The sequence below is a fragment of the Dictyobacter sp. Z7_2 genome (genome assembly GCF_057551105.1).
In genome coordinates, this window is record NZ_BAAJPE010000002.1 from 4,828,432 (window position 1) to 4,851,543 (window position 23,112).

Below are 23,112 nucleotides of genomic sequence, written 5' to 3' on the forward strand. Positions count from 1 at the left end.
TGTCTCTGCTCTTTTAAAATTCTTTGGTTTTTTCATCGAGAGATACTGCGTTTCAGGAAAGGATGTCGTACCGTATGCAGATCCGCTTTCTCAATCCGGATGATGCCGCAGGCTATCATATGCTTCGTTTGCATGGGACACAGGAGGCACCTGATGCCTTTGATCTGACGTATGAGGAAGAACAGCAACAGACCTTGCAAGAAGTTGCTGCGCGTTTACAGTTAAAAGGTGACCCTCCCTCTCATTTTGTCCTGGGTGCCTTTGATGACCAGAAAACGCTGGTTGGCACCGCCGCCATGACACGCGAGACCGCCTCTAAGATGCAGCATAAAGCTATCGTTTGGGGAGTCTACATCTCGCCCGCCGTGCGCCGTCAGGGCATCGCGCATGGGTTGCTGCAAGAACTCCTTGAGCATGCCCGCCAACTTCCTGGACTTGAACAGGTACATGTAGGTATTGTGGCGTCCAACAAAAAAGCGCATCAATTTTATACCTCCCTGGGATTTCAAAGCTACGGCCTTGCGCCCCGTTCCATGCGTCTGGATAGCATCTATCTCGACGAAGAACTCATGCTCCTCCCCCTGTATCCCAGCAGTAGTCTTTGATTGATGGCCATCAACAAAGCACAACCTCACCCTGAGTACGGTGTCAGAAAACGCATCAGTGCTCAGGATGGGTTGTGCTTTTTGTTTGGGGCTTGCTTAAATAGAATGATGCTAGTTCGTGCTTTGGAACAGCTGGATCATGTACCAGACGGAGGCTACGGCCAGGCAGATACAGTAGATGCCTGAGAGTATCCGCGAGATCTTGTTGGTGCCTGCGACATAACGCGGGCGCAGGCTAAACATAGCCAGCCGTGCCGTAATCAGTAGGATGCCAATCAGCAACAGGCAGTCGATTACTTTAATCGCTACGTTGGCATTAAAGATAGCGTAGAGGATAACTATTGCACCAAATGACAAAATAGCCCCCAGGATGTCCCCGGCGGCGATCGCCATAAATAATCCTTCATCGTAAGAGCGTGCGAGCAACATTGGCGTTGTCCGTAGCATTATATACAACCCGGCGATATATGCAACTATACTACAGATAACCCAGAGGACGTTCGACATGTATTTCTATCCTTGAACGAATTTCTTCAGACATACAAAAACATAGTGCCTGTACAAATCTCATGCTCCGCTATTATATCATGGCAGGCGAAGGTTTGGAGCATCGAGGCCACTTTCTTCCCAATGGCCATAACTGATAAAAACCTTAGGTATTCTAAACTGACATCATTATGGCATGGGACTTAATGTTAGCGAGGTGATAACTATGCCCATGATTAATGAGAGGAGCGTAATGAGCGTAAAAAAGAGGGAAGGTACCAGCAACTGCAGCACGCTGCTGGCTAGAGCCAGCACGAAAATAATCTGGAGCAGGCGGCGATCACCCGAGTGTTTCTGGTTTGTTGACCACCAGAAAAAGATGAATGCTATTCCGCTTAGCAGCATGCTGAAAAGGAAGTTAGGCAGATGAGAGATATATGCGTCCTCGTTCCAATTTTGCCACATAGATGAGAGAGAAATCTCGGGAGATCCTTTGGCAACAAAAAAAACGATGCAGAGAGTAATGTTCATAAGGAGCAGAAAACGATCACCTCTCGTCAATGGCCGAGCTACCCTGGCTATGCTGACAATGGCGAGGATCACGAAGAGGAGTGCCGTGACTTGGTACCATGTGATCTCAATCTCCCCGCTCGTATACAGGGGCGCTGTCTTTGAGCCTGCCAGGCCATAGATTCCTATCAATAACGCGCATCCGATGGCTGTTGCGGCAATCAGCATGTGTTCAAACCATACAGGTACATGTACAATCCAGGGGGCCTGCTTATTCATCAACGCGACAACGCGCTCAATCTGTGGGTTTTGTTGTAAAAGGGGTAGAAGCAGCAAGAAAAGCGCGCCAATACTACCCGAGATTGTGAGCCAGGTCAAACTATCAGTGATACTCTGGTTCAGTGTTGCCTGCAGCGCGGGAACCGGTGTCAGCAGCATGGGACTTCCCCATGGGAACATCTGTAGCTGCGTGCAGACCAGCGCTGTGAAAAAGAGCACTGCGTGATCCCAAAAGGTGAAGTTGCTGGAAAAGCGTGTAAAAAGCCAGCGAATAAGTATCAGAATGCCTGTAGTTATCAGCCCATAGGGAACAATTTGTGTCGGCGCGAGCAGGTCAGCGGTCGTCCAGATCAATGTGAATATGCCGGACTGGCCGTAGGGGAGCACTATAATATCTCCGAGAAAGTTAAGCATGCCAGCACAGACAAGGGCCAGGATCAGCAATGGTAGACGATCTATACGGTCGAAACGATGCAAAATAAAGAGGGAGATCGGAAGAGCGATAGCAACGACAAAAACAATGATGTTGTTGATAATAACGACATTGCCGCTGGACTGGAAAAGTGGTCCTGCGGATGAGAAGGCACCGTTGATCTCCTGCGTCCCATAGACAAATTGGAAGGCTCCGTACACGAGTGCGACCATGCCCAGGACGACGCGATCGAACCAGATACGCTCGGGTGTTGAAAGCAGCAAGACGAGAACGGCGGCGCTACACAATATGATCACAAGTGTCGTATTGATTGTGCTATAGCCATTGGCTGAGATACCGAGCTGGGGATGTAGGAGTGATGGCAACAGTTCCTGGGCTCCATATGCATACAGGAATAAAGCAGCGGACGCCACGATAACCGTCAGTGTGATGCGGCTCTGCGCGGCTACACGTGCCGCTGGCTGGAAGCATGAGAACAGGGCGGTGCCTATAATGTATATATCTAACAATTGATAGAGCAGGACTTGAGAGAGTACTTGCTGCACCGTCGGTATGGTTTGCAATGCCACACAGGCGAGAAAAAGGGCCAGAATAGCTACTCTAAGCGTACTGTGTAGTAGCGGATCATGTTTCTCCGTTAACCATTGCTGCACCAGGCTGCAGATGCATAACAAAACGAGCGATAGACTGAGACCTGTAAACGCGAAGGAGCCTTGAGAAAACTGAAAGGTGTAGATACCACCTCCAAGCACACAACAGAACAGTAGTATCAGTAGTACGAGCGAACTGGTCGCGTGCAGGCCAGGCGAGAAAGTAGCAAGGATCGTGCTCCACCTCGCCGGCACGATATTCTGAGGCCCGAGACGCTTATAGTATTCGAGCAGCCAGAAAAAAGGATCCAGCACACGACGTGGACTTGGTGCCAGTTTGCTATCAGCGGTAGAAAGTGGATGCCCGGTTGCTGACATCACAGTAAAGCGGGTGTCTATGCCGTGATCATCCAGCATATTCAGCATGGCCGCTCCACCCGGCACGCTTTTTTTTACCCACTGTTGGGTCGTATGACTGATTATATCCATTTGTTGCATATACGCGTCGAGTTCTGCTTCGAGCAGGGGAGAATTCCCCTTTAACGATGCAAAGATCATGTCCTGGCTGAGATAATCGCGCAGCTCTGGAGCCAGATCAGAGATGAGGTCGGCTTTGCTAAAGACGATAATCAACTGGCGGCGCTCACGAGCAAAGTTCACCCGCTGCTCCTCCAGGGAAGTAATGTAACTATTGACCAGGTTATCGACACGCATTTTATCGTGCAACAAATCGGGCAGGCTGAGCAGCATAATGGTGACTGGCGTGTGCTGTAGAAAAGGGATCTCGGCAACATCGATGACCAGCCTGCCGAACTGCTCACCGGCGTGATCCATGATCACTAGGAAGCGCGATCCCCAGCGCACCATATGCTTGAGGGACATAATATAGACCTCGTTTTGGTCGCGATCGCGTTTGGGGGTGCTACCGGGCAGGACGCCTTCGGCTCGCTCGGCCTGGAGCACGTTTTTGTGCTCCACGTCCAGTTGGGTGATGGGCTGAGCATAGAACCCGGCGGCTCCCCAGGCACGATCCATATCATAGAGATGCAAGCGCAGAATATCCAGGAACATAGTCTTGCCTGCATCGGTCAGGCCGAACAACTGTACAAAGACAGGCGGCGTATCTTTGCATCCAAGAATATATGCCAGTGGAATCATAAAATGGCATCCCTCGCAGGGAACATCATGTGTGATCTGCTCCCTGATGGGGAGACGTTGCAGGCAACGTGGACAATAAACATACTGGCCTTCGATAAAATTCAGAATTTGATTGAGCATAACCTTATTCCTGACCATATTTGATGATACGATGATAAGAACCATATTTGGTGATATGATGATAAGACGTATTATTTATCAAAAAAAACTAAGCGCACAGCACGAGCCACGGCAGTTGTGCTGAGTTGTGGAATGATTTTTTAGAGATTATTTCGTTTATAGTATTCAAGTACCCAGAAAAACGGGTCCAGTACGCGGCGCGGACTGGGAGCAAGTGTGTTTCTACCAGGAGTAAGCGTATGCCCGGTTGCTGACATCACAGTAAAGCGGGTATCGATGCCGTGATCATCTAGCATATTTAACATGCCCGGTCCGCTCATGACTTTGTTCCTAACCCATTGCCTGATCACATCACTGATATAGGCCATTTTTTGCACATAATTGCTCATTTCTATTTCGCCAAGATAGAAATGCTGCTGCGGATCGCACAATGCTGCATAGATCGTGTCCTGACTGAGATAATCGCGCAGCTCTGGAGCCAGGTCAGAGATGAGGTCGGCTTTGCTAAAGACGATAATCAACTGGCGGCGCTCACGAGCAAAGCTCACCCGCCGCTCCTCCAGGGAAGTAATGTAACTATTGACCAGGTTATCGACACGCATTTTATCGTGCAACAAATCGGGCAGGCTGAGCAGCATAATGGTGACTGGCGTGTGCTGTAGAAAAGGGATCTCGGCAACATCGATGACCAGCCTGCCGAACTGCTCACCGGCGTGATCCATGATCACCAGGAAGCGCGATCCCCAGCGTACCATATGCTTGAGGGACATAATATAGACCTCGTTTTGGTCGCGATCGCGTTTGGGGGTGCTACCGGGCAGGACGCCTTCGGCTCGCTCGGCCTGGAGCACGTTTTTGTGCTCCACGTCCAGTTGGGTGATGGGCTGAGCATAGAACCCGGCGGCTCCCCAGGCATGGGACATATCATAGAGATGCAAGCGCAGAATATCCAGGAACATAGTCTTGCCTGCATCGGTCAGGCCGAACAACTGTACAAAGACAGGCGGCGTATCTTTGCATCCAAGAATATATGCCAGTGGAATCATAAAATGGCACTCCTGGCAAACAATGCTTTTGTCTACTCGGGAGGGAATGCGGAAACGCTTCAGGCACCGCGGACACTGGATGTTTTTACCTAACATTGGAAAAGTACTCCCTTGATTTTTTACCTGGAATACAGTGGATGATGATGTAAGGCGTGCACAAACTCAGATGTAACATTCTGACTCGCGTCTACCGCTTTCACCAGACTATGAACGACTCTGGCGTGTTGCAAATACCCAACACGCCACACGCATCGACCTTGCAGCAAGTTCCCTGCTTTCTGTTGTAAAAGAGCGTTGACCAATATCTGAAACTCTTCATCACTCAATTGCATACGCGTCGGACTTGATTGCAACTGGCGAGCTGCTTGTACTGCGTCGGGTGGTAGCGAGTCCTGTACTGGTTGCACTCCTGCCAGGAGTTCATCCAGTACCTGCGACAACTCACCTGTTTTCAGCAAAGCATTTACAATCATATCCTGGGCCTGAGGTTTATTATCAGTTGTGAAAAAAAAAGGAGACCGCGCTTTCACATTTGCCATCAGGGTCTGTGGCCGTGCTTTTACTTTCACATTTGCCAGCAGGATCAATGGCATATATGTGGCTTGCTCCGCAAATTTGAGTACGCTCTCCCACTCTTTCCATTCCGGTTGTTCATTGAGTAGCCAGTTATAGACAATTTTAGCCAGCATGTTGTGGGTCAGTATCTGGGTATCGCATGTCTCCTGGGCCGCGATACTCAAAATAGTTGGGAGCGGCTCATAGATATAGGTTTGTAGCGAAGGCGCGAGGTATTCAGCGATATGTTCTGGCAAAACCGTTGCCAGAGCTTTTGCTAACCTGGTGGTAATGGCCGGACTGTTCAGGTTGTAAAATGTATATAGTGTACCCATGCTCAGGGGGACCGCAGGCAATGCGCGATGTGCAGTGAAAGCTTCCGCCACTATCTGTGCTGTATAACGTTCTTCGTTTGTCTGCTCTTCATTTATCTGAACACTGCTCTCGGTATTTTGCAATGCAGAGGCAAACCACGTGGTATACAGGGATCTCTCATTGCTTCCTTTGAGTGACACAACCTTGCGTTCGGCTAGAGGCATCGGCAGAAAATTGCTATTCCCAATTGGCCTGGTTCCTCCGACGACCCAAAAGTTGCCCGCAGGCGGCGTGCAATGGTCAACAAAGGTGTCAAAGGTGCAGGTAATGCGTTGATCTGCGGGTAACCATACCAGCATGCAACTGAGCAGTTGAAAGATTTCTTCTGGATTGGCCGCGATCATCAGAATCGATTGCTTTTGCTGATGCAGGCTGGACGCGGCCATGCTAAGCAGGTAGAGATCCCATACTGACCACTCCCGGGGGGATATTGCTCCCCAGCGGATCGGTACCACGAGGTGGGCGGGAGGTGAATCTTTTCTGAGATACGCAACGAGTTGCGCGACGTCTGTTGTCAGCAGCCGGTTGTTTTCCGCTGCCGAGAAAATGGCAAACGGATCATTTCTGACGTATGCGAAGTGTTCTCTACTGACAACGAGGGCATGCACAAGAAAGGCATCGCGTTGATTTTTATCAATCACCTCCGGGTCTGGCGCCGCCAGGGGGACGCTCTGAGTGAAAACCGCCTGGCCTTTCTCTGTCCAGAAGAACTGGTGGCGGCGCACTGGCTGCTTACCAGGTTGGAAACACTGGACATACTTCTCAATCTGCGCTGTTTCCGCGCCTAGCGATGGTGATTGATAGACGATTTGATATCCACTATATCCCTGGGGGGAATACGTTTTTTCAACGCGTGTGAAAATGACATGTTCGACAGCAATCTTTACCTCTAGCATTCTGGGCATTCTGTATTCCTCCGTACTACACAAAATTATAGGGCATCTGTAAAAGTTCTCCGACAATGTGTGAGGACTTCGTCTCCGCATCTGTGACAAATTCCTCCATCTTTTGTGCTCCCAGGTCCTGGCGCAGGGATGCGAGTAGCCAGTCTGGAACGATGGGATTGTGGGTAGTGTGTTGCTTCACAAATACATCGCAGGCTGCAAAGAAACAGGCAAGGCCGGCTATATATCCCTGGGTGCGTGCTGGTTCTTGCTCTGGAACATAAATGAGCAGCCAGCGTCCCAGGTTCCTGAGCGTTTTCTCTTCCTGCCAGCGATCACCGACTGTGCGAAAAATATGTATCGCTTGTATGTAACAGGCCACGGCCTGATCTTTGTGTGCGCCATCGTATGCCAGAAGAACCCCCAGGTTATTCAGGGCCGTCCCCTCGCCCCGGCGTTCACCAAAGTCTCGAAACTGTTGCAGCGCTTGCTCGTAGTGGTTGTGGGCTTCTTCACGCTGGTTGAGAACCATGTAGACATCACCGAGATTAAGTAGGGTCCAGCCCCGTTCTTCTGGTTGATTGTTGCTTTGATGGGCCTCCAATGCCAGCTCATAGCGGGCAAGGGCAGCCTGAAAGAGTTCGCGCGCCTGTGCTTTCTGCCGGCGCTGCTGGTGTTGCCGTCCCCGCTCATAGAGGAGGCGGCCCATGTTATTGAGTGTAATCCCGCGCTGGGGAAAATGCTTGCCTGCCTCTTCACACAGAGCCCATGCCTCGCGATAGCACTGCTCTGCAAGCGTCTCCTGATTGAGGGCGCGATAGACTATGCCCAGGTCGTTCAACGCTTCAGCCAGCGCAACTGGCTGCTCTGCCTGGCGTAATAGAGGAAAAGCACGTTCGTAGTATAATTGCGCTTCGTGCTTGTTTCCCAGAGCGTTCTGGATAGACCCCATTTCGTGGTTTACCTGCCCCACAATCAATGGTGCCGCGTGCCACTTTTCGGTGGGCAATAAAAACTGATACACCTCCAGCAGCAGGCTATTGCCTCCCCAACGGTGGAAATAGAGGAAGAGTTGTTCGCGGCGTATCAGTTGATACGCTTCGGCGAGTTGATCGGCCTGGCAATAGTGCCAGGCGGCTTCTAACATCAGACGAAAATCGTTGATGTGGGGTTGTGGCATGCGACTAGTGGTATGAGAGAAGCGTTCCAGGTAATAACTGACCGCGATTTGATGGGCCTGACGCCTCTTCTCCGCGTCGAGTTTTGGATCGTTCTCACTCTCCCAGGCCTGGACAAAATCACGCATTACTGGTTGCAGACGATACTCGAGGTTGCCGGTTGCCTGGAGCAGATCTTGGTCAAGCAAAACGCGCAACATCGCACCGGCACGGCTGACCGGCATCGTGACCCTACGGTGGGCAATGCTCTGGGCCGCCTGTAGGGGCACGGCCAGGCGGTAGATCGCAAAAGCCTGCAAGAGCTCACGCTGCTCCTGGTTTAATTGTCGAGTATAAATATATTGCAAGATGTTTTCAGACATATCGTTTATCCAGAGTTGTTTGTATGCAAGATCCTGCAACAGGGCTGCCAGCGATAAGCTGCGATTCTCTTTGAGAATATCGCGCAGCAAAACCAGTGCCAGGGGATGTCCCTGGTAAGAGGAGATGACCGCAGTTAGGTCTTGATCTGTCTCCGCGATGTTTCCCCGGCGGAAGAGCTGTAGACCTTCTCGCACAGTTAAACCGGCTGGTGTGAACCTCCGTATATAGGCGTCCAGGTGCTGCTGCTTGCCATGTGGATAGATGCGGCTGGTGAATAGCAACCGGCTGGCACACGGCTGAGTATTAAGCAGTTCAAGCCATGCGCCAACGCCAATGTGTTGTGTCAGTGGATAGCGCGTCTGTGGATCCAGCCAGTGCTCAAGCTGGTTGATGATGATCAAACGTGGTTGTGAGACGTTTTGCACGAGCTGCAACAGAGTCGCACTGAGATCGTAGACAGACATTGTGTGCAGTGCCGGTAATACTGTACCAGATGCCTCGCATAGTGTTATCAGTACATCCTGCAAGCTTGTTGTCGCGTCGATATCAAGCCGGAGGGCAGCAGCCAAAAAAGGCCCTTGCCCGGCCTTGCGTTGTTCCTCGGCGAAATGGTGGACCTGAGCCGCCAGGACCGATTTGCCCAGGCCGCCGATCCCAGTCAGCACCAGGGCGCTCGTAGTAGGACTGGTCAACTGTTGATAGATGTCTGCTACGAGCTGTGGGCGTGGAATACTCGCGGATGGATGCGGTGGTGGATTCGATCTTAGCCTGCGGGAGATGATTGCAGGTGGCGCTGGTTGCATATGGGCGATCAATCTGTGTATGCTTCTGGCAATCTCGTAGCAACCTTCATTGTGTGGCTTATATGCGACCACCGCTTTGCCATCGGCCGGTAGGGGAGTCAGATGTCCAAAAGGGGTGTCTTTCCAACCTACGGTTGGGCGCATCAGCACTGGTATTACTCGCGCATTACCATGCGTTTCCCGCACCATGATAGCAGCCATCTGTTGATTCCAGGCGTGAGAATCTATACAGTCAGGGCTGACCAGCAGAAGGACCAGTTGTGCGGCGTTCAGGTGGTGCATAATCTCCTGCTCGCTGTGTCGCCCTCCGAGAATGTCTTCATCAGACCAGAGCGTAATCAAAGCCTGCTTGACCAGTGGGCTGAGGGCTGTGAGTAACGAGCGGCGCAAAACTTTATCTCTTGGGGATACAGAAGAGATAAAAACGTTGATACCCCCGGATGATGGCCAGACCTGTTCCATCATTACTCCTCGACACCCAATGCACGCAGACGCTTGCCAACAGCCATGCGCTCGCTTTGTATCCGCTGTCGCCATGTACGCCAGAGTGGCAGCGACTGTATGACCTCGTTTAGGTCTTCGCTCTCGGTCAACGCCTCATCCAGGAGTATGCGAGCTTCTTTGAGTCTGTGAACCTGCTCGGTATATGAAGTCTGACCACGACTGAGTTGTAATGCCAGATCGGCGGCGTCCATGGCCTCCAGGATAGCATGCCAGGCGCTGTCCGTCTCAAGGTCTTCATTTGCCTCATGGTCCTGTCCCCGTACAGTGTCCCCCAGCGTTATGGAGTCCGCGTGCAAAAATGCATTGAGTAGTAGAGGATAGATTTGCGCTATCAGCTGGCGTGCGTACGTTGAGCCGAGTTGTTGCCTTAGCAGGCTTTTGATCGCTGTACCCAGCAGTGCGGCCCGCAGACGATCCTGTTCTGTCGCACTGATAAACAGCGTGGTGACCATGGCTTCCATCTCATCTGGATTGAGCACGGGAGAGAAGGTAGGATCGTGTAACGATTGTTGGATGCGCTGGACCGTCGCGGATGGAATACCCGTCAGGTCGCTCAGTTGAGCTATATCCAGGTCGTGCGCGGCAAGAATGTGCACGAGTTCGTGCGCGAACAGGTTTTCGGATTGCTGTGAGTCCATTGTCGTTGAGACCTCCATACCTTTGCTCTGTGTCCGGCTTACCCGGTTACAGCCTGGTCGGTGCTGGAACGGCACCTCGGCAACCGGCGTGCCACAAAGAAAATTGCTCTTATCAATGGTGATTGGTATGTCTTATTGAGCCCGGCGTATCCAGTTTAACCTTCTGAAAAATGTGCTGGTTATGCTGACCGGGCCTGCGCTTTTGGGTCAGGAAAGCCGTTACTTACCCCTTTGAACTCCAGCCCTTGGTTCACGAGGCGGATCGGCAAAAAGTCCGGATGGCTTCTCTCAGTGCTTATGCCAACCGCCCACAACGTACCGCCATGCGGCATGCAGCCATCTACCCAGGTATCAAAAGTGCAAGCCGAGCGATCATTGGGTGGGATCAGTATGTGCATGACCTTCAAGAGATCGCAGATCTCATCTTGATCGTCGGACTGCAGCAGTAGTGAGCGTCCCTGACGGCTCAATAAAGGCGCCTGTATGCCCAGGTGGTAGAGCTGCAATAGATCTTCGGACCGCCAGTCCTCCAACAGTTCACGCACCTCCGCTCGTTTGCGCAGAGGCACAGCCAGTGTTTGCGCAGAGGCTTTCGCGTGCAGATAGTCAACCAGTCGACCTACGTCGTCCGCGAAAATATCGTTATTTTCCGCCGCCTCAAAGATTGCAAAGGGATCATTATGGATACGCGAAAAATCTGCTTTACTCACTACCAGGGCGTGCGCGAGAAAGGCATCGCGTTGCGCCAGGTCAATCACCTCCGGATCGATTTCCGCGAGGGGAGTGCTCCGTGCCAGCACCGCCTGACCCTGCTCCGTCCAGAAAAACTGGTAGCGTACGCTTTCCCGCCTACCGGGCTCAAAGCATTGCAGCCGTTTTTCTATCGTAGTGGTATCGTTTCCCAGGGAGGCCGATTTATAGGCAATTTGATAGCCGCTAACATTATTGGGTGAATAGGCTCTCTCCACGCGTGTAAAAATCACATGCTGAATCTGTAAATCAGGCATGCAGCCTCCGCATTATCATATCTATCTATCTTTATGAACGATGCTTCTAAATTTTTTCGTTTATCTTATTCGTTGTATACTATTGCCAGAAAATTAAGCGAAATCCCCCCGCTTTCATGCGTATCCCGTTTCGATCACTAAAGCGGATGGGCGCTGTATCGCGTAAAGGATTATTAAGGTGGCTGTCGAAGCGCCTGTTCGGCTGGCCCCAGCAACAGTACGAAAGGTGCTGTGAATCTTCGTAGAGGAGCTCAAGTACACCCAAACGCATTGCCATCTGGTCGCATAGGAAGTGACCGCCGTATAACTGATCTTTCTCTGCGAGCAGCACATGCTCAATTGCTTGAATTAACACGCGGGCGCGCTCGTTCAGGCCGGATAGCTGAAGAACCGCGTCTACAAACGTAGGGTCAGCCGGCCAGCGTCCCAGCGTGTTCAGCGCGGTTTTCCATTCCTGAGCAGTCGGAAGATCGGAGCCGCGTCCAACCCACTCGGCATAGCGGCGAGCCTCAAACGGCAAAAGGCCAGTCATAAACGCCTGCCAATAGTTGGTGACGCCAAGACTGCCCGCAGAAATCCTGGGATTATAGTGCCGTAACTTGTCCTGATACCAATCGTTATCGTAGGCACCCGTATCCACCAGAAAATATTCGAACTGAATCTTTGTCACTGGTAACCAGAGCATCTTGAAAGGCAGCCCGGGCATCTCTATGATTGGAAAACCAGTTTTATCCACAGAAAGATTGAAAGGCACCGTCATGCGAATTTCATCCCTTTCACCGCTTACGGAGAACTCTACCACCAGAACTCTGCAGAGGCTTTTGCCGGTTCTTTTATACATTACTTACGCGTTGCCTACTGAAGAGCCACCGTTTTTACCAGAAAAAACTATTATCCTCCTACTAAGTAGGTAGAAAAACTTCCTTTACCTATATATATTACCATACTTGTCTGGTATAATATAGTAGCCATAAATGATAGGTTTCGCACTATATTTTTCTTGTAGTAATCAAAAGTACTGAAAATTTGCAGCAGGTCCGCAAATAGGATAGAGAAGAAGAGAGGATTATTGAACGAGCCACTTCTCTACAGGTGTTTTTTATGTGGTAAGTGGGAATTGTTGCTGATAGGATGTCCACCATAAGTAAAATGTAACAGGTAGAAAATGGATGATTTCATTCTTTCGCTACGGAAAGATGCTGCCGGATTCATCATTCGTACTTCAAGCGGTGAACAGGCGCCGCTGGCATTCAGCTCGTTACCCTCAACGGTTTCTGCTGCGCCAGGACACTGGCTGTATCAGCAGATCTTCACAGGCCCTATTTTGAAGAGGTATCGGGAGCGTATACCTGATCGCCTTCTACTCTATCTCCCTGATGAGCTGTTTGACTGGCCTTGGTCGCTGCTGCACGATGGTGTGTGCGCTCTTGCTTTGCGCCATCCAATTGTGCTATTGCCTGCGGCGTGCCAGGATCATCCTATGCCAGCGCTCAGATTGGAGCAAGGGCCGCTACGCCTCCTGCTGACGCTGGCACCTAACGAGGAACAAAGTACCATGGGTAAAGCGATCGTGCAGATGGTGAAAGCGTGGCGTGAGCGCCACGCGGACCGGGTACTGGTGAGCTCAGTCAGCCTGCGGGATGCCAGGCACCTGTATCGGGTCTTTCGGGATGCTCTGTCACCCTTTCATCTCTGGCATCACGTTGGCCTATGCGATCCAGATTTCGCCTTAGCGCTGGCAGGTGCCGCTCCAGGGGTAGACGAACTGAACTTTTTGTTGAACATACAGTCGGGTATGCGTAGCTTTATATTGTCAACACAGCAGGGAGTGCCAGCCGCTTCTACGCTCAGCCGGCTCAATGTACCATTTTTGCTTTGCCAGTCGGCACAGTCTCGCTCGGCTCCTGAGCTTTTGCAGGGCTTTTATGATCGGCTGTTGACGCACGATCTTGCAGTCGCCTGCACGCGGGCGCGCCTGGAAAACAATCCGGTCGAGACAGCAAATGAAGAGGGGGGTGGACTAATCACGCTGGCACAGACCCCTAACCTGGACCTGGGACCTGTACGTACCTCCAGACGCCGGATCAGGAAATCCTCAGTCACACGCGCCCGTGTCAGGGTACTAGTCCTGAAGGCAAACCCGCGCCACCACACTCAGGTCCTAGAAGGGTTGCGCATCGATCATGAAATGAAAGAGATCAAATTCGCGATGCGCGAGAACTGGCGTTTCTTTGATTGGCGCGAAGAAAGTGTGCGTATACAAGATCTTTCAGGCTATCTTTTGAGCCATCGTCCTGCCATTCTGCATTTTTCAGGCCATGCTCTCCCCTCCGGGGAACTGGCCCTGGAACAATATACGACTCTCAGTGAAACGCGTGATGGGATGCACGCTGCAACAGGATTGAGCGCAGAACCAGACCCTATTCCGTTCTCAACCATTGCTGGCATCCTGCGCAATTACCAGAATACGTTACGCTGCGTCGTCCTCAACGCCTGCTACACTGAGCCGCTGGCCGAGAACATCTGTGAGTATATAGATTGCGCGATTGGCATACGCGAAACAATCAATGACGGCCTGGCCGTTCGCTTCTCCGAACTCTTTTACCGGGCACTCTCCTATGGGGAGAGTGTGGGCCAGGCTTTCCGCAAGGCATGTGATGAAATCTCTCTTCGTTACCAGGCCGAGCAAGCACACATTTTTCACCTGAAATACAAGCTCGGAATAGATCCCGATGAACTCTTTTTTGTGCGCACAGAGGATGATAATATATGATAGAGACCCCAGAGCCAGGAGACCAGGCACAGCCAGTATCGGCTATGGAACCGCTCCAAGACAATGCGCCGCAAAGCGAGACTCCCCGGGCTGAAACCGATCAGCCTCCTGCTATGGGACTACAGCAGTCTCTGACAGAAGAGCAGGAACAGTCCCCACTGCTACTGCCTGTTGATGAGTTGGAGAGTGATGAGGAGGAGGAAACAAGCAAGCAACCAATCACTGAAACGAGCTCGACAGAAATGGGGCCACAGAAAAAGGATCAAGATGATTGGGCTACGTGGCAGGAGGATGCCAGTTTTCAGCAGCAGCAATGGATAAAGCAGCGCGAGGATGAGCGCCGGGCTGACTTTAGTCAGCAAAACATTACGCTGCAGCGTTTTGAGCCCCACGACTTCAAGCTCGTCAACGATCTTTTTGTTAGACCGGCAGGGTACCAGGACTTCGAACGGCACGTCAGGCAATCGACCGACCATATATTCATCGTTGCCGGGCAGGAGCACAGCGGTAAGCTTACGACAGCCCTGTACTTGGCGTTAAACCTCTGGCCACAACATACACAGGCACTGGATGTGTATCAGTATGTTGATCCTGGCGAGCGCACCCTGGTTCAAATTGTTGCTGATGAGCAACTTCCCTCCAATGCAGTCATCCTCTTTGACGAGGTCTTTGATAAAAATCAAATCGGGCTCGACCATCTGACAAATCGTTTTACCCACCTGAATGAAAAGCTGGCGAATCTGACCAACATCTGGTTTATTTTTACGGTGCTTAATGGTCCACATTTAGCTGAACTGCAAATCAAAAATTTTTCTATCCTGCATACGACAGGCGTTGATTGCCGGATCGTGATGGATAAACTGATCGATTCTTTTTTTCCGGAAAAATTCCTCTTTGGCAACGAGCGAGCTGAACTGCTGGCGGCCCGGGAACATCTGAATCCGCATTTAACCCCTTCGGATCTGTATCACCTGTTCGAGAAGAAGGATATGGATCTACAAGTCCTGATTGATGAACTTACGAAAAAAGAAAACCAAGCGCTCAAAGCCCCTCATGTCTGGTTTAACAAATTAAAACCGATGAACTATCAGCTATATGCTCTACTGGTAGTTCTTTTCGATAAACTGGATATGCCAATGCTGGAAGAAATATATACCGAAGCGGTCAACGCATTGAGAAGGCAGGGTATGGATGGTTCTGATGAATTTATTGATCCCCGGCGCATTGGCACCCATATGATGCATAGCAAACTGGACATCCAGGTGCGTTTTAATATCCTGGAGTTTCGTAATCGTAAGTATCGTCAGTATGTCGAGGCCCAGGTTGAAAATTACCAACGACTTCTCTGGTCCTTGATTGATCCCGACGATGCCTCTACCTTTACTGGTCTGATTGGCATCATTCATCATTTGAGCGAATATGAGGCGAGGCATGCGACCACTGATATGCGCTATACAGCCTCCAGTGATCGACTACGCCAGCTGCGCTACGCGATCGCGCTGATGATTGCCCGGGTAGGGGTCTACCATTTCACGAAACTGCGTATCCTGCTGGAGCAACTCGTGGGTGATAAACGTGCCCCGGTCTCGCTCACAGCCGCTTTTGTGCTGGCTGAAATTGCACGTCGCGACGTGCATTTCGATTTTATCGAGCAGCTTTTGCGAGCTTGGTGCCAAAGTCAACGCTTTGACCAGATGTGGGTGGTTGCCGCCAGTATTGCCTACATCTACGAAGCGATTGCCCGCACTCTGGAAGATGAGCACCTGGCATCAAGTGAAGGGGATGAGCTGGAAGAGGAGGATGATGCTGATCTGCCGGAATACCAGGCCACGATGACGCAAGACCAGAAACAACGTGGGAAAGCGCAACTAGCAACATTACGGAATATCCTGACAGAACTGGTTGAAGTTCATAGCCGCTTTGGTGAAGAGGCGATCAATGAAGAGCAGCGTAACATATATGCCGCGTACCGGGCACGGCTCAGGCAGGAAGCTGAAACCGCCGTGGAACCTGTCACGGACAAAGGCCGCCTCTTCAGAAACCTCAGCGAGATCGAGCAGGAGCAGTATCTCAATCGTCTCTATGCAGACCACAAAGAGGCTATTGATGCAGCCATCCGACGCGATATTGGCGCGCTAACCAATTCCTGGAAAAATCAGATGCGCATGATGCTGCTGCAAACGCTGGGACATATGGCGCAGATGTCGCCGCGCGATATCACGCACCTGGTGCGCGTTTGGCTGGATCGTAAAGATACAAAGAGTTCGCTCTGGCAAATCGGACATATGGCCTTAAACTATCTTTTTTATGCATCGATCAGCATCAAGGATGCCTCACTGTTAGAGCAATCGGCATACCCGCTGCTGTACCTGATTCCCATGGCAATGCGTACACACATCGTGACGCAGGAGGTATTTCTGTATGATGTGAAATTTCTTTTGCAGTTCGAAGATCTCATAGATAGCGGGACTGCGGATATCCACATGGAGGTAGGCAAACTGCTGCGGGGCGATTCCCTGGTCTACGCACTCTATGCTATTCAGCAGTGGTACGAGAACCTGTCGCGCCTGCCAGTTCGGGAGGAGCACACTGCAAATGATCGTCAATTCACGGCCTCCAAAGAGTATGAACTGGCAGAAGATGAACGAGCAGAAGCTGACGAGGCAGAGAATCCGTATCAGGAGCGCTGGCAAACGGTTGTCAGCGCGGTCCTGTCTCAAGCCATGAACAGCGCGGCTCAGGAGGAGCGTCGCAGGTTGCGCAATGTTCTCTTTCTCTGGATCAAATCCGGCTACCCGGTGCTCAATCGTATCGCGCGCATCTTGATCTCTCATTCCTACGTTATGGATGGAGTTGTGATGGACTTACCAGCCAGTAAACGAGCCGGGATTGTCGTCGTTGATGGCGAGCAGGAATCACGAGAAAGCCGTGAACGCATCTTCAATCTGTTGCAGAACCTCTCCGCCATCACCCCCGTTCACCTGCACTGGCTGGGTTATACCGGTCGCAGCCGTGTTTTGAATAGCGACAACCGGGCTGAGAATGGGCAGGAGGATAGTAATGATGGGATGACCTCTTTTGGTCCGGATGATCTGCAACTCCGAGGGGCCAATCGCCCGCCCCTTCTGTTGCCGGTGATGATTTCCAGGCAGGGGCAGGGATACACAGCGGAGCAGACGTACTTTGTAACAGTTTTTCATACCGAACCGATTCTGGACCTGGCTGAATTATACCGCAATGCTGCTGATGCTACCCAGGAACCTAAAGGTAATATCTTCACGGAGCATCTTCAGCGCCAGAAAGCGACCACAGGGGCCACTAGCCAGCCCTGGCAAGGTAAAGTTTATCTGCTGTCGCCGGCAGCAACGATGGGGTTGCCCGACTCACTCGCCGCTCTTCTGAAGGTTGTGCGCACAGAAAGCCTGGGGACGTTGGAGGAGGAGCTGCGGCAGAAAGTTACCACGACGTTACGCTCCTGCCCGGTAGAGGAGCTCTGGCGTGACTTGCGCGCATATATTGGCGTGCCTGGGGTTGAACCGCGCACGTTTGAGAGTCTGTGCGGCGAAATTGAGACCTGGTTGGCGCAACTTTCGGATACCAGTGCTCTTTATCCCGATGTCTCGCTCTTTATTCTCTGGACAATCATGCTGAGATCGCGGGAAAACTTGCCCGAGGCCATCCGTCTGGTCGAGCATATGTTGCGTGAGAAGGCAGAAGAGCGTGAAGATAAGGCGACAAAGAGAGCCAAAAAACTCAGGCAGCAGATGGGGATCGCCTGTACGCGCATGCTTTTTTACTTCTACGGAGTGGATAATCCAACCCTGGCGGCTAATACGTATGGAGCTCTGACTGGCCTGCTGACGCAGGTCGTGGCCTGTGCCAGTTTGTATACAGAGATTGTGCCAGTGCTCTCTGTGCTTTTCCAACTCGCCAGGGCGAGCGATTGGCTCCAGCTCTTAAATGAAAGTGATGGAGCACTCTTCGTGTGCATCAATAAAATTTCTACCAGAGATATCGCTCCTTTGCGTGAACGGTTGAAGTATGATTATCAATTGATCGCTATGACCCGGCTGTTCATTGAATTCAATCAATCGTTCAGTAACTTTCGCACCTTTGGTGAAAATGTTTCTCGTCGTTATCTCTCGTCTCAATCGGCTCGACCTGCCAGGAAAGGGGAGCCCGCACCCAGGGATATGGACAGCAAGTTTCTGGCTGTTTTGCCTTCCAGTGAGGGACAGGAAGAGAACGCTCGTTACCAGTGGGCACTCCAGCAAATCGAATTTCAGCAGGCCAGTTTGCGCGATCCCGATGCCAGAGCCGCTACCCTGGCCGGCCTGCAAAATCTGGAAGTATTGCTTAATCATCTGATGAATGCGCTCCAGAACCGCTTGGATGGCACTATTGAGCGCTTGAAACAGGGCGAATCTTACGGAGTCGTGTTGGTCGAAGCACATAACAAAACCGCTGTTCGCCAGGCCAACCTTGTGCTTGATGAGTTTGTCAGACAGCGGCGGCAGGGCAAAGGCCAACGTATCACGCTGATGTTACAGTGGCTGGGCAAGAAAGAGATTCGAGCCAAGGTACATAACAGTCGCCGAAAAATAAGCGAGTACGAGATCAGCAATCGGCGTAAACACCCACAGCTAATCGGCCCCTTACTCGAATGCTATCCTGCCGAACAGGTAGACTTTGTGCTTATTATCACGGCTACGCCCGTGATTGATTACGATGATTGGGTCGAGCAGGATCACTGGTCCTCACGCTTATGGGTGGCCCGCCTTGGCGGATGGCATCCCTATCGTGGTGAGATAGTTGCCCTGGGGGAGAGCACTCAATTAACCCTGGAAACTTTACTAAAACAATCTCGAGGAGAAAAAGAAAGCTATGATCATGTGTCCCTATTGTCTGACCATGCAGGACCCACAACCAACCAATCTGTGCAATAACGCGGATTGCGGGGAAAAGCTTCCGTCCAAGTACGTTGAGTGCGCACGAAACAGGAATGTGATGTGCTTGGGCACGTTCGGATTGCCATCCCATGGGAAAACGGTGTTACTCTTCAGCCTTATGCAATCCACCCAGGCGGTGGCGAAAATCGCTACCGGTAGTTATGTGCGCCCACTCGATGATGCCACGCAGAAAAAGCTAGCTGAGTGGTCAGCACGCTTTAAAAGCGGGAATGTGAAACTACCAGCGACACAGCCCAGTACACAGCCCAAACCGCTTCTGATAATGAATAATAAATTTTTGGTTGCAAACTCGATGGCGATGGTCGCTTATGATCTGGCCGGTGAAGTGCTCGACAAAGCTGGCAGCCAACCGGAATATGTACGTGCGCTTCACCGCGTCAACACCATCTGGTGCGTGGTCAGCCTGGATGACCTGATCAATAATAATGAAGCGGGTTATTCGCTGGATAGTTTATTTACGATCTACCTGGATGCTATGTCCGAGCTGAATATTCCGATTCTTGACAAAAATATCCTGGTCGTCTACACCAAAGCAGATATCCTCCTGGGTATGCGGCCCGGATTAGAACCGCTACCATTTGATGTCATCGACTATCTGTCGACTGATCCTTATGATCAACTGCGAGCAAAGCGCAGTTCCGAGCTACCAGCGCTGGATGAAGATGCCTATTTTGAGAAGATGTGCGAAATATCTGACATCTTGCGAGAATACACGATTGAGTGTGTCGATGGGGGCGATGCTTTTGTCAATATGATCCAGGATGCCGGCGCGCAAGTCTACTTTACGATCAATTCTGCATATGGTAGCAATATGGATGCAAGTGATATCATCTTGCATACCCAGGTGCGGGCTATTCGTGTACTTGACGCTTTAATCTGGGCCATCAAACTTGGTCAACCACGGGTCTCTGAACAGGAAGTGGCTTTAATCGTGCCTGCGACGATTGAGAGCACGGGCCTGGCCAGCCAGGAGACGATTGTGCGCTTTTATGATGAGTTGAAGGCGCATGGGGGCTATGTTGCGACATACTATCCGGGGCAGATTGAGCCAGCATTTCCCCTGGGCATCTTACCGATGGGAATTCAATCATCTTACCACCTTTCACTGATTGGTCCGATTCTGGACAGTCTTAAACCTGATACCGCTGTTGTTCTTCTTGTGAATGATACGCTCCCCCTGGACTTTGTTGATCTGTTCTCCACGCACTGGATGAACAGAGTGTTGCTGGTCGTTGCTCACAGAGAGTTGGTCGCGACCTGGTTGCCTCATCGACGGGTTTTTACGCATAGTGGAGAAATAGCCCCGGCTGTCAGTGCCTTCCTGGAGCATGTAATGGAGAGAACGAAAAAGCTATGATGAACATGCTATCATGCCGCGTCGATCCGCAAACCCATTTTCCGCTGGTTGATGTACCAGGGCAAGGATTCGCGCTTTTCTGGCTGCCCATCACCAAAATCCAGATCGAATACTTTTTGTGTGAGACGATTGATAGCCGGTTTGATCGCGCCTGGTATCGTGAGCGTATGCGCATGAACCCGCGCCTGGCACCCGAGGAACTCGTTGCTCAGAATTTCTTGTGTGCATTTCTTACAGGTATCACACTCTCTGAGGCGCGTGCGTTTATTCACTGGTACGGGCGAGGTTTTGACTTGCCCACTGTTGAGGAATGGAGTAGAGCCTTACAAGCCTTTGATCAGCTCAAAGCGCACCCTGCTTTTTTTGAGCAGATCATGGACCTATCAGGACTGCATCCACGCGCTAAATACTTGCTAGAGTCCTGTGAAAAGATCTTACCGACGTATCAACGTCTGCGAGACGGGGTGGAACGCAAGCTCTCGCATCAGCTGATGCTACGTTCTGGCATGTTAGAGTACGTATACCAGGATACTACCTACAATCGCTGTAGCGCATGTGGAATCCCTCCTCAATCAGGAAGATCCGGAACAAGCATACAGGAGATCTTCCATCCTCTACGACATCCGGATATAGGAGAGCGCATGTTACAATTGGGTATACGTCCTATACTACGTGATTCTGTGTGAGCTGTTATGATTTGTCATAGACATCAATCATTGACGTTCCTACGAAAATCCCCGCAGTACCTCAATCCTTTGTATCATTTTTGTTAGAAGGTGCCGAGTTTCTGGGCGAGCGCGATAAAGAACTTCAAGCTTGCATGATTCATGCCGACTTGGCCTATGAGGTACAATGGCATAGGGAGAGAATGATTCTCCATGCTGAGTTTCAGAGCCGTCGACTCAAGAAGATGCCGCAACGTGTCTGGGAATATAATGTCCTACTAGAGTGTGCGACGCCTGTACCGTCAGGAATGTTTGGCCCGTACCATTTCTGACTGATGCATCATTAAGTGTCAGGCACAGTGTTCCTGGAGAGGGGCTGAGTGGTATGATGTCTATATTGTAAGCAATATTATATTGTTTCACTTTAGAAAACTGTTTGCGCGGTAGACACTCCTGAGGGAACAGGAGTATCTGGCTGGCTGTCCAGGGAGAATAAAGAAGCGTGTTATTTCGTAACGGTCTTGTAGTTTTGGAGGATGGTCCAGTGCGGCTGGATCTGCGTACGCGTGGAGAAATTATTGTAGAGTTGGCCTCCCAACTTGCGCCCGAGCCGGAGGAGCAGTGCATCGATGCGTCTGGCCTGTATGTTCTGCCGGGTTTTATCGACTCGCACGTTCATTTTAGAGATCCGGGTGCGACCTATAAAGAGGATTTTTTAAGTGGGACACAAGCGGCCCTGGCGGGCGGTGTGACGACGGTGCTCGATATGCCGAATACGCATCCCTCCACAGCCAGTCTGGAGCATTTGAGAGAAAAAGCTGCTCTGGTAGCGACGAAGGCGGTCGTCGATTATGGATTGTATTTTGGGGCGACCGATACGAATATCGATGAAGCTCTCTCCAGCGCCGATGAAGTTGCGGCGCTAAAACTCTATATGGGATCGTCCACAGGATCGTTGCTCGTGACGGAGTTCTCACCTATTTATCGACACTTCTCGACTTTCCCCGCCCACAAGCCGATCGTTGTCCATGCGGAGGACGAACAATCGCTCAAATATTTTGGAGCGCTCGGCTTGCAGGATCATAATCAGGCGCGTCCGCCTGTCAGTGCGCAGATCGCTTTGAGTCGTGCGCTGGCGATTGCCGAACGAACGGGGCGTATGGTCCACGTTGCCCACACGACCACGCAAAGAGAGCTTGAACTGATCCAGGAAGCCAGGCATAAAGGCGTCCGCGTCACCTGCGAAGTCACGCCTCTGCATCTCTTTCTGAACTCCGATGATCAGCAGCGACTGGGGAATTATGGCAAAGTGAATCCCCCTCTGCGTAGTCCGGCAGATCAACAAGCCTTGTGGCGTCTCTTTGGCAGTATCGACACAATTGGCACCGACCACGCTCCACATACGCGTGCAGAGAAGGATCAGCCTTATGAGAAGGCTCCCTCGGGTATGCCTGGTGTCCAAACAATGCTCCCCCTTCTGATGACAGCCGTCAGCGCAGGAAAAGTCTCGCTGGCAGAGATCATCACGCGCTGCGTCAGTAATCCAGCCCGGATCTTCGGCTTGCAAAACAAAGGAGCCCTCTCTATTGGCAAAGATGCTGATATCGTCCTATTTGATCCGCATCCCATCTCCGAGATCACCAACCAGCAGATTCTCTCAAAATGCGGCTGGACACCGTTCGCCGGCACTAAAGTCGTCGGAAAAATCGAACAGGTCTACCTGCGCGGCACCCTTGCCTATGAGCGAGAAACGTGTCTGACGCAACCCGGTAGTGGTAAGCCTGTAAGATATGGACATCCCCAGTAGATGTGT

14 protein-coding genes are annotated in these 23,112 nt (G+C 51.3%); 6 read left to right on the forward strand and 8 right to left on the reverse strand.

Going from position 1 to position 23,112, the window contains the following annotated elements; genetic code table 11:
- Positions 1–74 precede the first annotated feature (74 nt).
- The gene (locus AC27N8_RS33605) at positions 75–605 is read left to right on the forward strand and encodes a GNAT family N-acetyltransferase (protein ID WP_487073777.1); all 531 of its coding nucleotides are present in this window, start codon (positions 75–77) and stop codon (positions 603–605) included.
- Between the two features lie 111 nt (positions 606–716).
- Here the strand turns inward: AC27N8_RS33605 and AC27N8_RS33610 are convergent, their stop codons facing one another.
- The 8 genes from AC27N8_RS33610 to AC27N8_RS33645 form a co-directional block, all read right to left on the reverse strand.
- Complete coding sequence (locus AC27N8_RS33610; protein ID WP_487073779.1) at positions 717–1,112, reverse strand: hypothetical protein; 396 nt, start codon at positions 1,110–1,112, stop codon at positions 717–719.
- A 168-nt stretch (positions 1,113–1,280) separates the two neighbouring features.
- Positions 1,281–4,181: a TRAFAC clade GTPase domain-containing protein gene (locus AC27N8_RS33615; RefSeq protein ID WP_487073781.1), complete on the reverse strand. Its 2,901-nt coding sequence runs from the start codon at positions 4,179–4,181 to the stop codon at positions 1,281–1,283.
- Between the two features lie 140 nt (positions 4,182–4,321).
- The gene (locus AC27N8_RS33620; RefSeq protein WP_487073783.1) at positions 4,322–5,227 is read right to left on the reverse strand and encodes a TRAFAC clade GTPase domain-containing protein; all 906 of its coding nucleotides are present in this window, start codon (positions 5,225–5,227) and stop codon (positions 4,322–4,324) included.
- A gap of 119 nt (positions 5,228–5,346) precedes the next feature.
- Entirely contained in the window at positions 5,347–7,062 is a 1,716-nt protein-coding gene (locus AC27N8_RS33625) for a hypothetical protein (protein WP_487073785.1), read from the reverse strand.
- 16 nt (positions 7,063–7,078) lie between these two features.
- Positions 7,079–9,850: a toll/interleukin-1 receptor domain-containing protein gene (locus AC27N8_RS33630; RefSeq protein WP_487073787.1), complete on the reverse strand. Its 2,772-nt coding sequence runs from the start codon at positions 9,848–9,850 to the stop codon at positions 7,079–7,081.
- A complete protein-coding gene (locus AC27N8_RS33635; RefSeq protein ID WP_487073789.1) occupies positions 9,850–10,527 on the reverse strand; it encodes a hypothetical protein in 678 nt (225 codons plus the stop codon). The genes AC27N8_RS33630 and AC27N8_RS33635 overlap by 1 nt, the downstream gene beginning before the upstream one ends.
- A gap of 179 nt (positions 10,528–10,706) precedes the next feature.
- Positions 10,707–11,534 carry a hypothetical protein gene (locus AC27N8_RS33640; RefSeq protein ID WP_487073791.1) on the reverse strand — a complete coding sequence of 276 codons (828 nt, stop codon included), beginning with the start codon at positions 11,532–11,534 and terminating at the stop codon, positions 10,707–10,709.
- Positions 11,535–11,613: 79 nt separating this feature from the next.
- Positions 11,614–12,294 (reverse strand): SUMF1/EgtB/PvdO family nonheme iron enzyme, encoded by a 681-nt coding sequence (locus AC27N8_RS33645; RefSeq protein ID WP_487073793.1) that lies wholly within the window; start codon positions 12,292–12,294, stop codon positions 11,614–11,616.
- Between the two features lie 405 nt (positions 12,295–12,699).
- On the opposite strand from AC27N8_RS33645, the gene AC27N8_RS33650 reads away from it, so the two are divergent.
- The 5 genes from AC27N8_RS33650 (at position 12,700) to AC27N8_RS33670 (ending at position 23,106) form a co-directional block, all read left to right on the forward strand.
- A complete protein-coding gene (locus AC27N8_RS33650; RefSeq protein WP_487073795.1) occupies positions 12,700–14,307 on the forward strand; it encodes a CHAT domain-containing protein in 1,608 nt (535 codons plus the stop codon).
- Entirely contained in the window at positions 14,304–19,253 is a 4,950-nt protein-coding gene (locus AC27N8_RS33655; protein ID WP_487073797.1) for a hypothetical protein, read from the forward strand. The genes AC27N8_RS33650 and AC27N8_RS33655 overlap by 4 nt, the downstream gene beginning before the upstream one ends.
- A 67-nt stretch (positions 19,254–19,320) precedes the next feature.
- The gene (locus AC27N8_RS33660) at positions 19,321–20,634 is read left to right on the forward strand and encodes a hypothetical protein (protein ID WP_487073799.1); all 1,314 of its coding nucleotides are present in this window, start codon (positions 19,321–19,323) and stop codon (positions 20,632–20,634) included.
- The gene (locus AC27N8_RS33665) at positions 20,631–21,320 is read left to right on the forward strand and encodes a hypothetical protein (protein ID WP_487073801.1); all 690 of its coding nucleotides are present in this window, start codon (positions 20,631–20,633) and stop codon (positions 21,318–21,320) included. Before AC27N8_RS33660 ends, AC27N8_RS33665 begins: the two co-directional genes overlap by 4 nt.
- 481 nt (positions 21,321–21,801) lie before the next feature.
- Positions 21,802–23,106, forward strand: a complete 1,305-nt coding sequence (locus AC27N8_RS33670) for a dihydroorotase (RefSeq protein ID WP_487073803.1) — start codon at positions 21,802–21,804, stop codon at positions 23,104–23,106.
- Positions 23,107–23,112 lie beyond the last annotated feature (6 nt).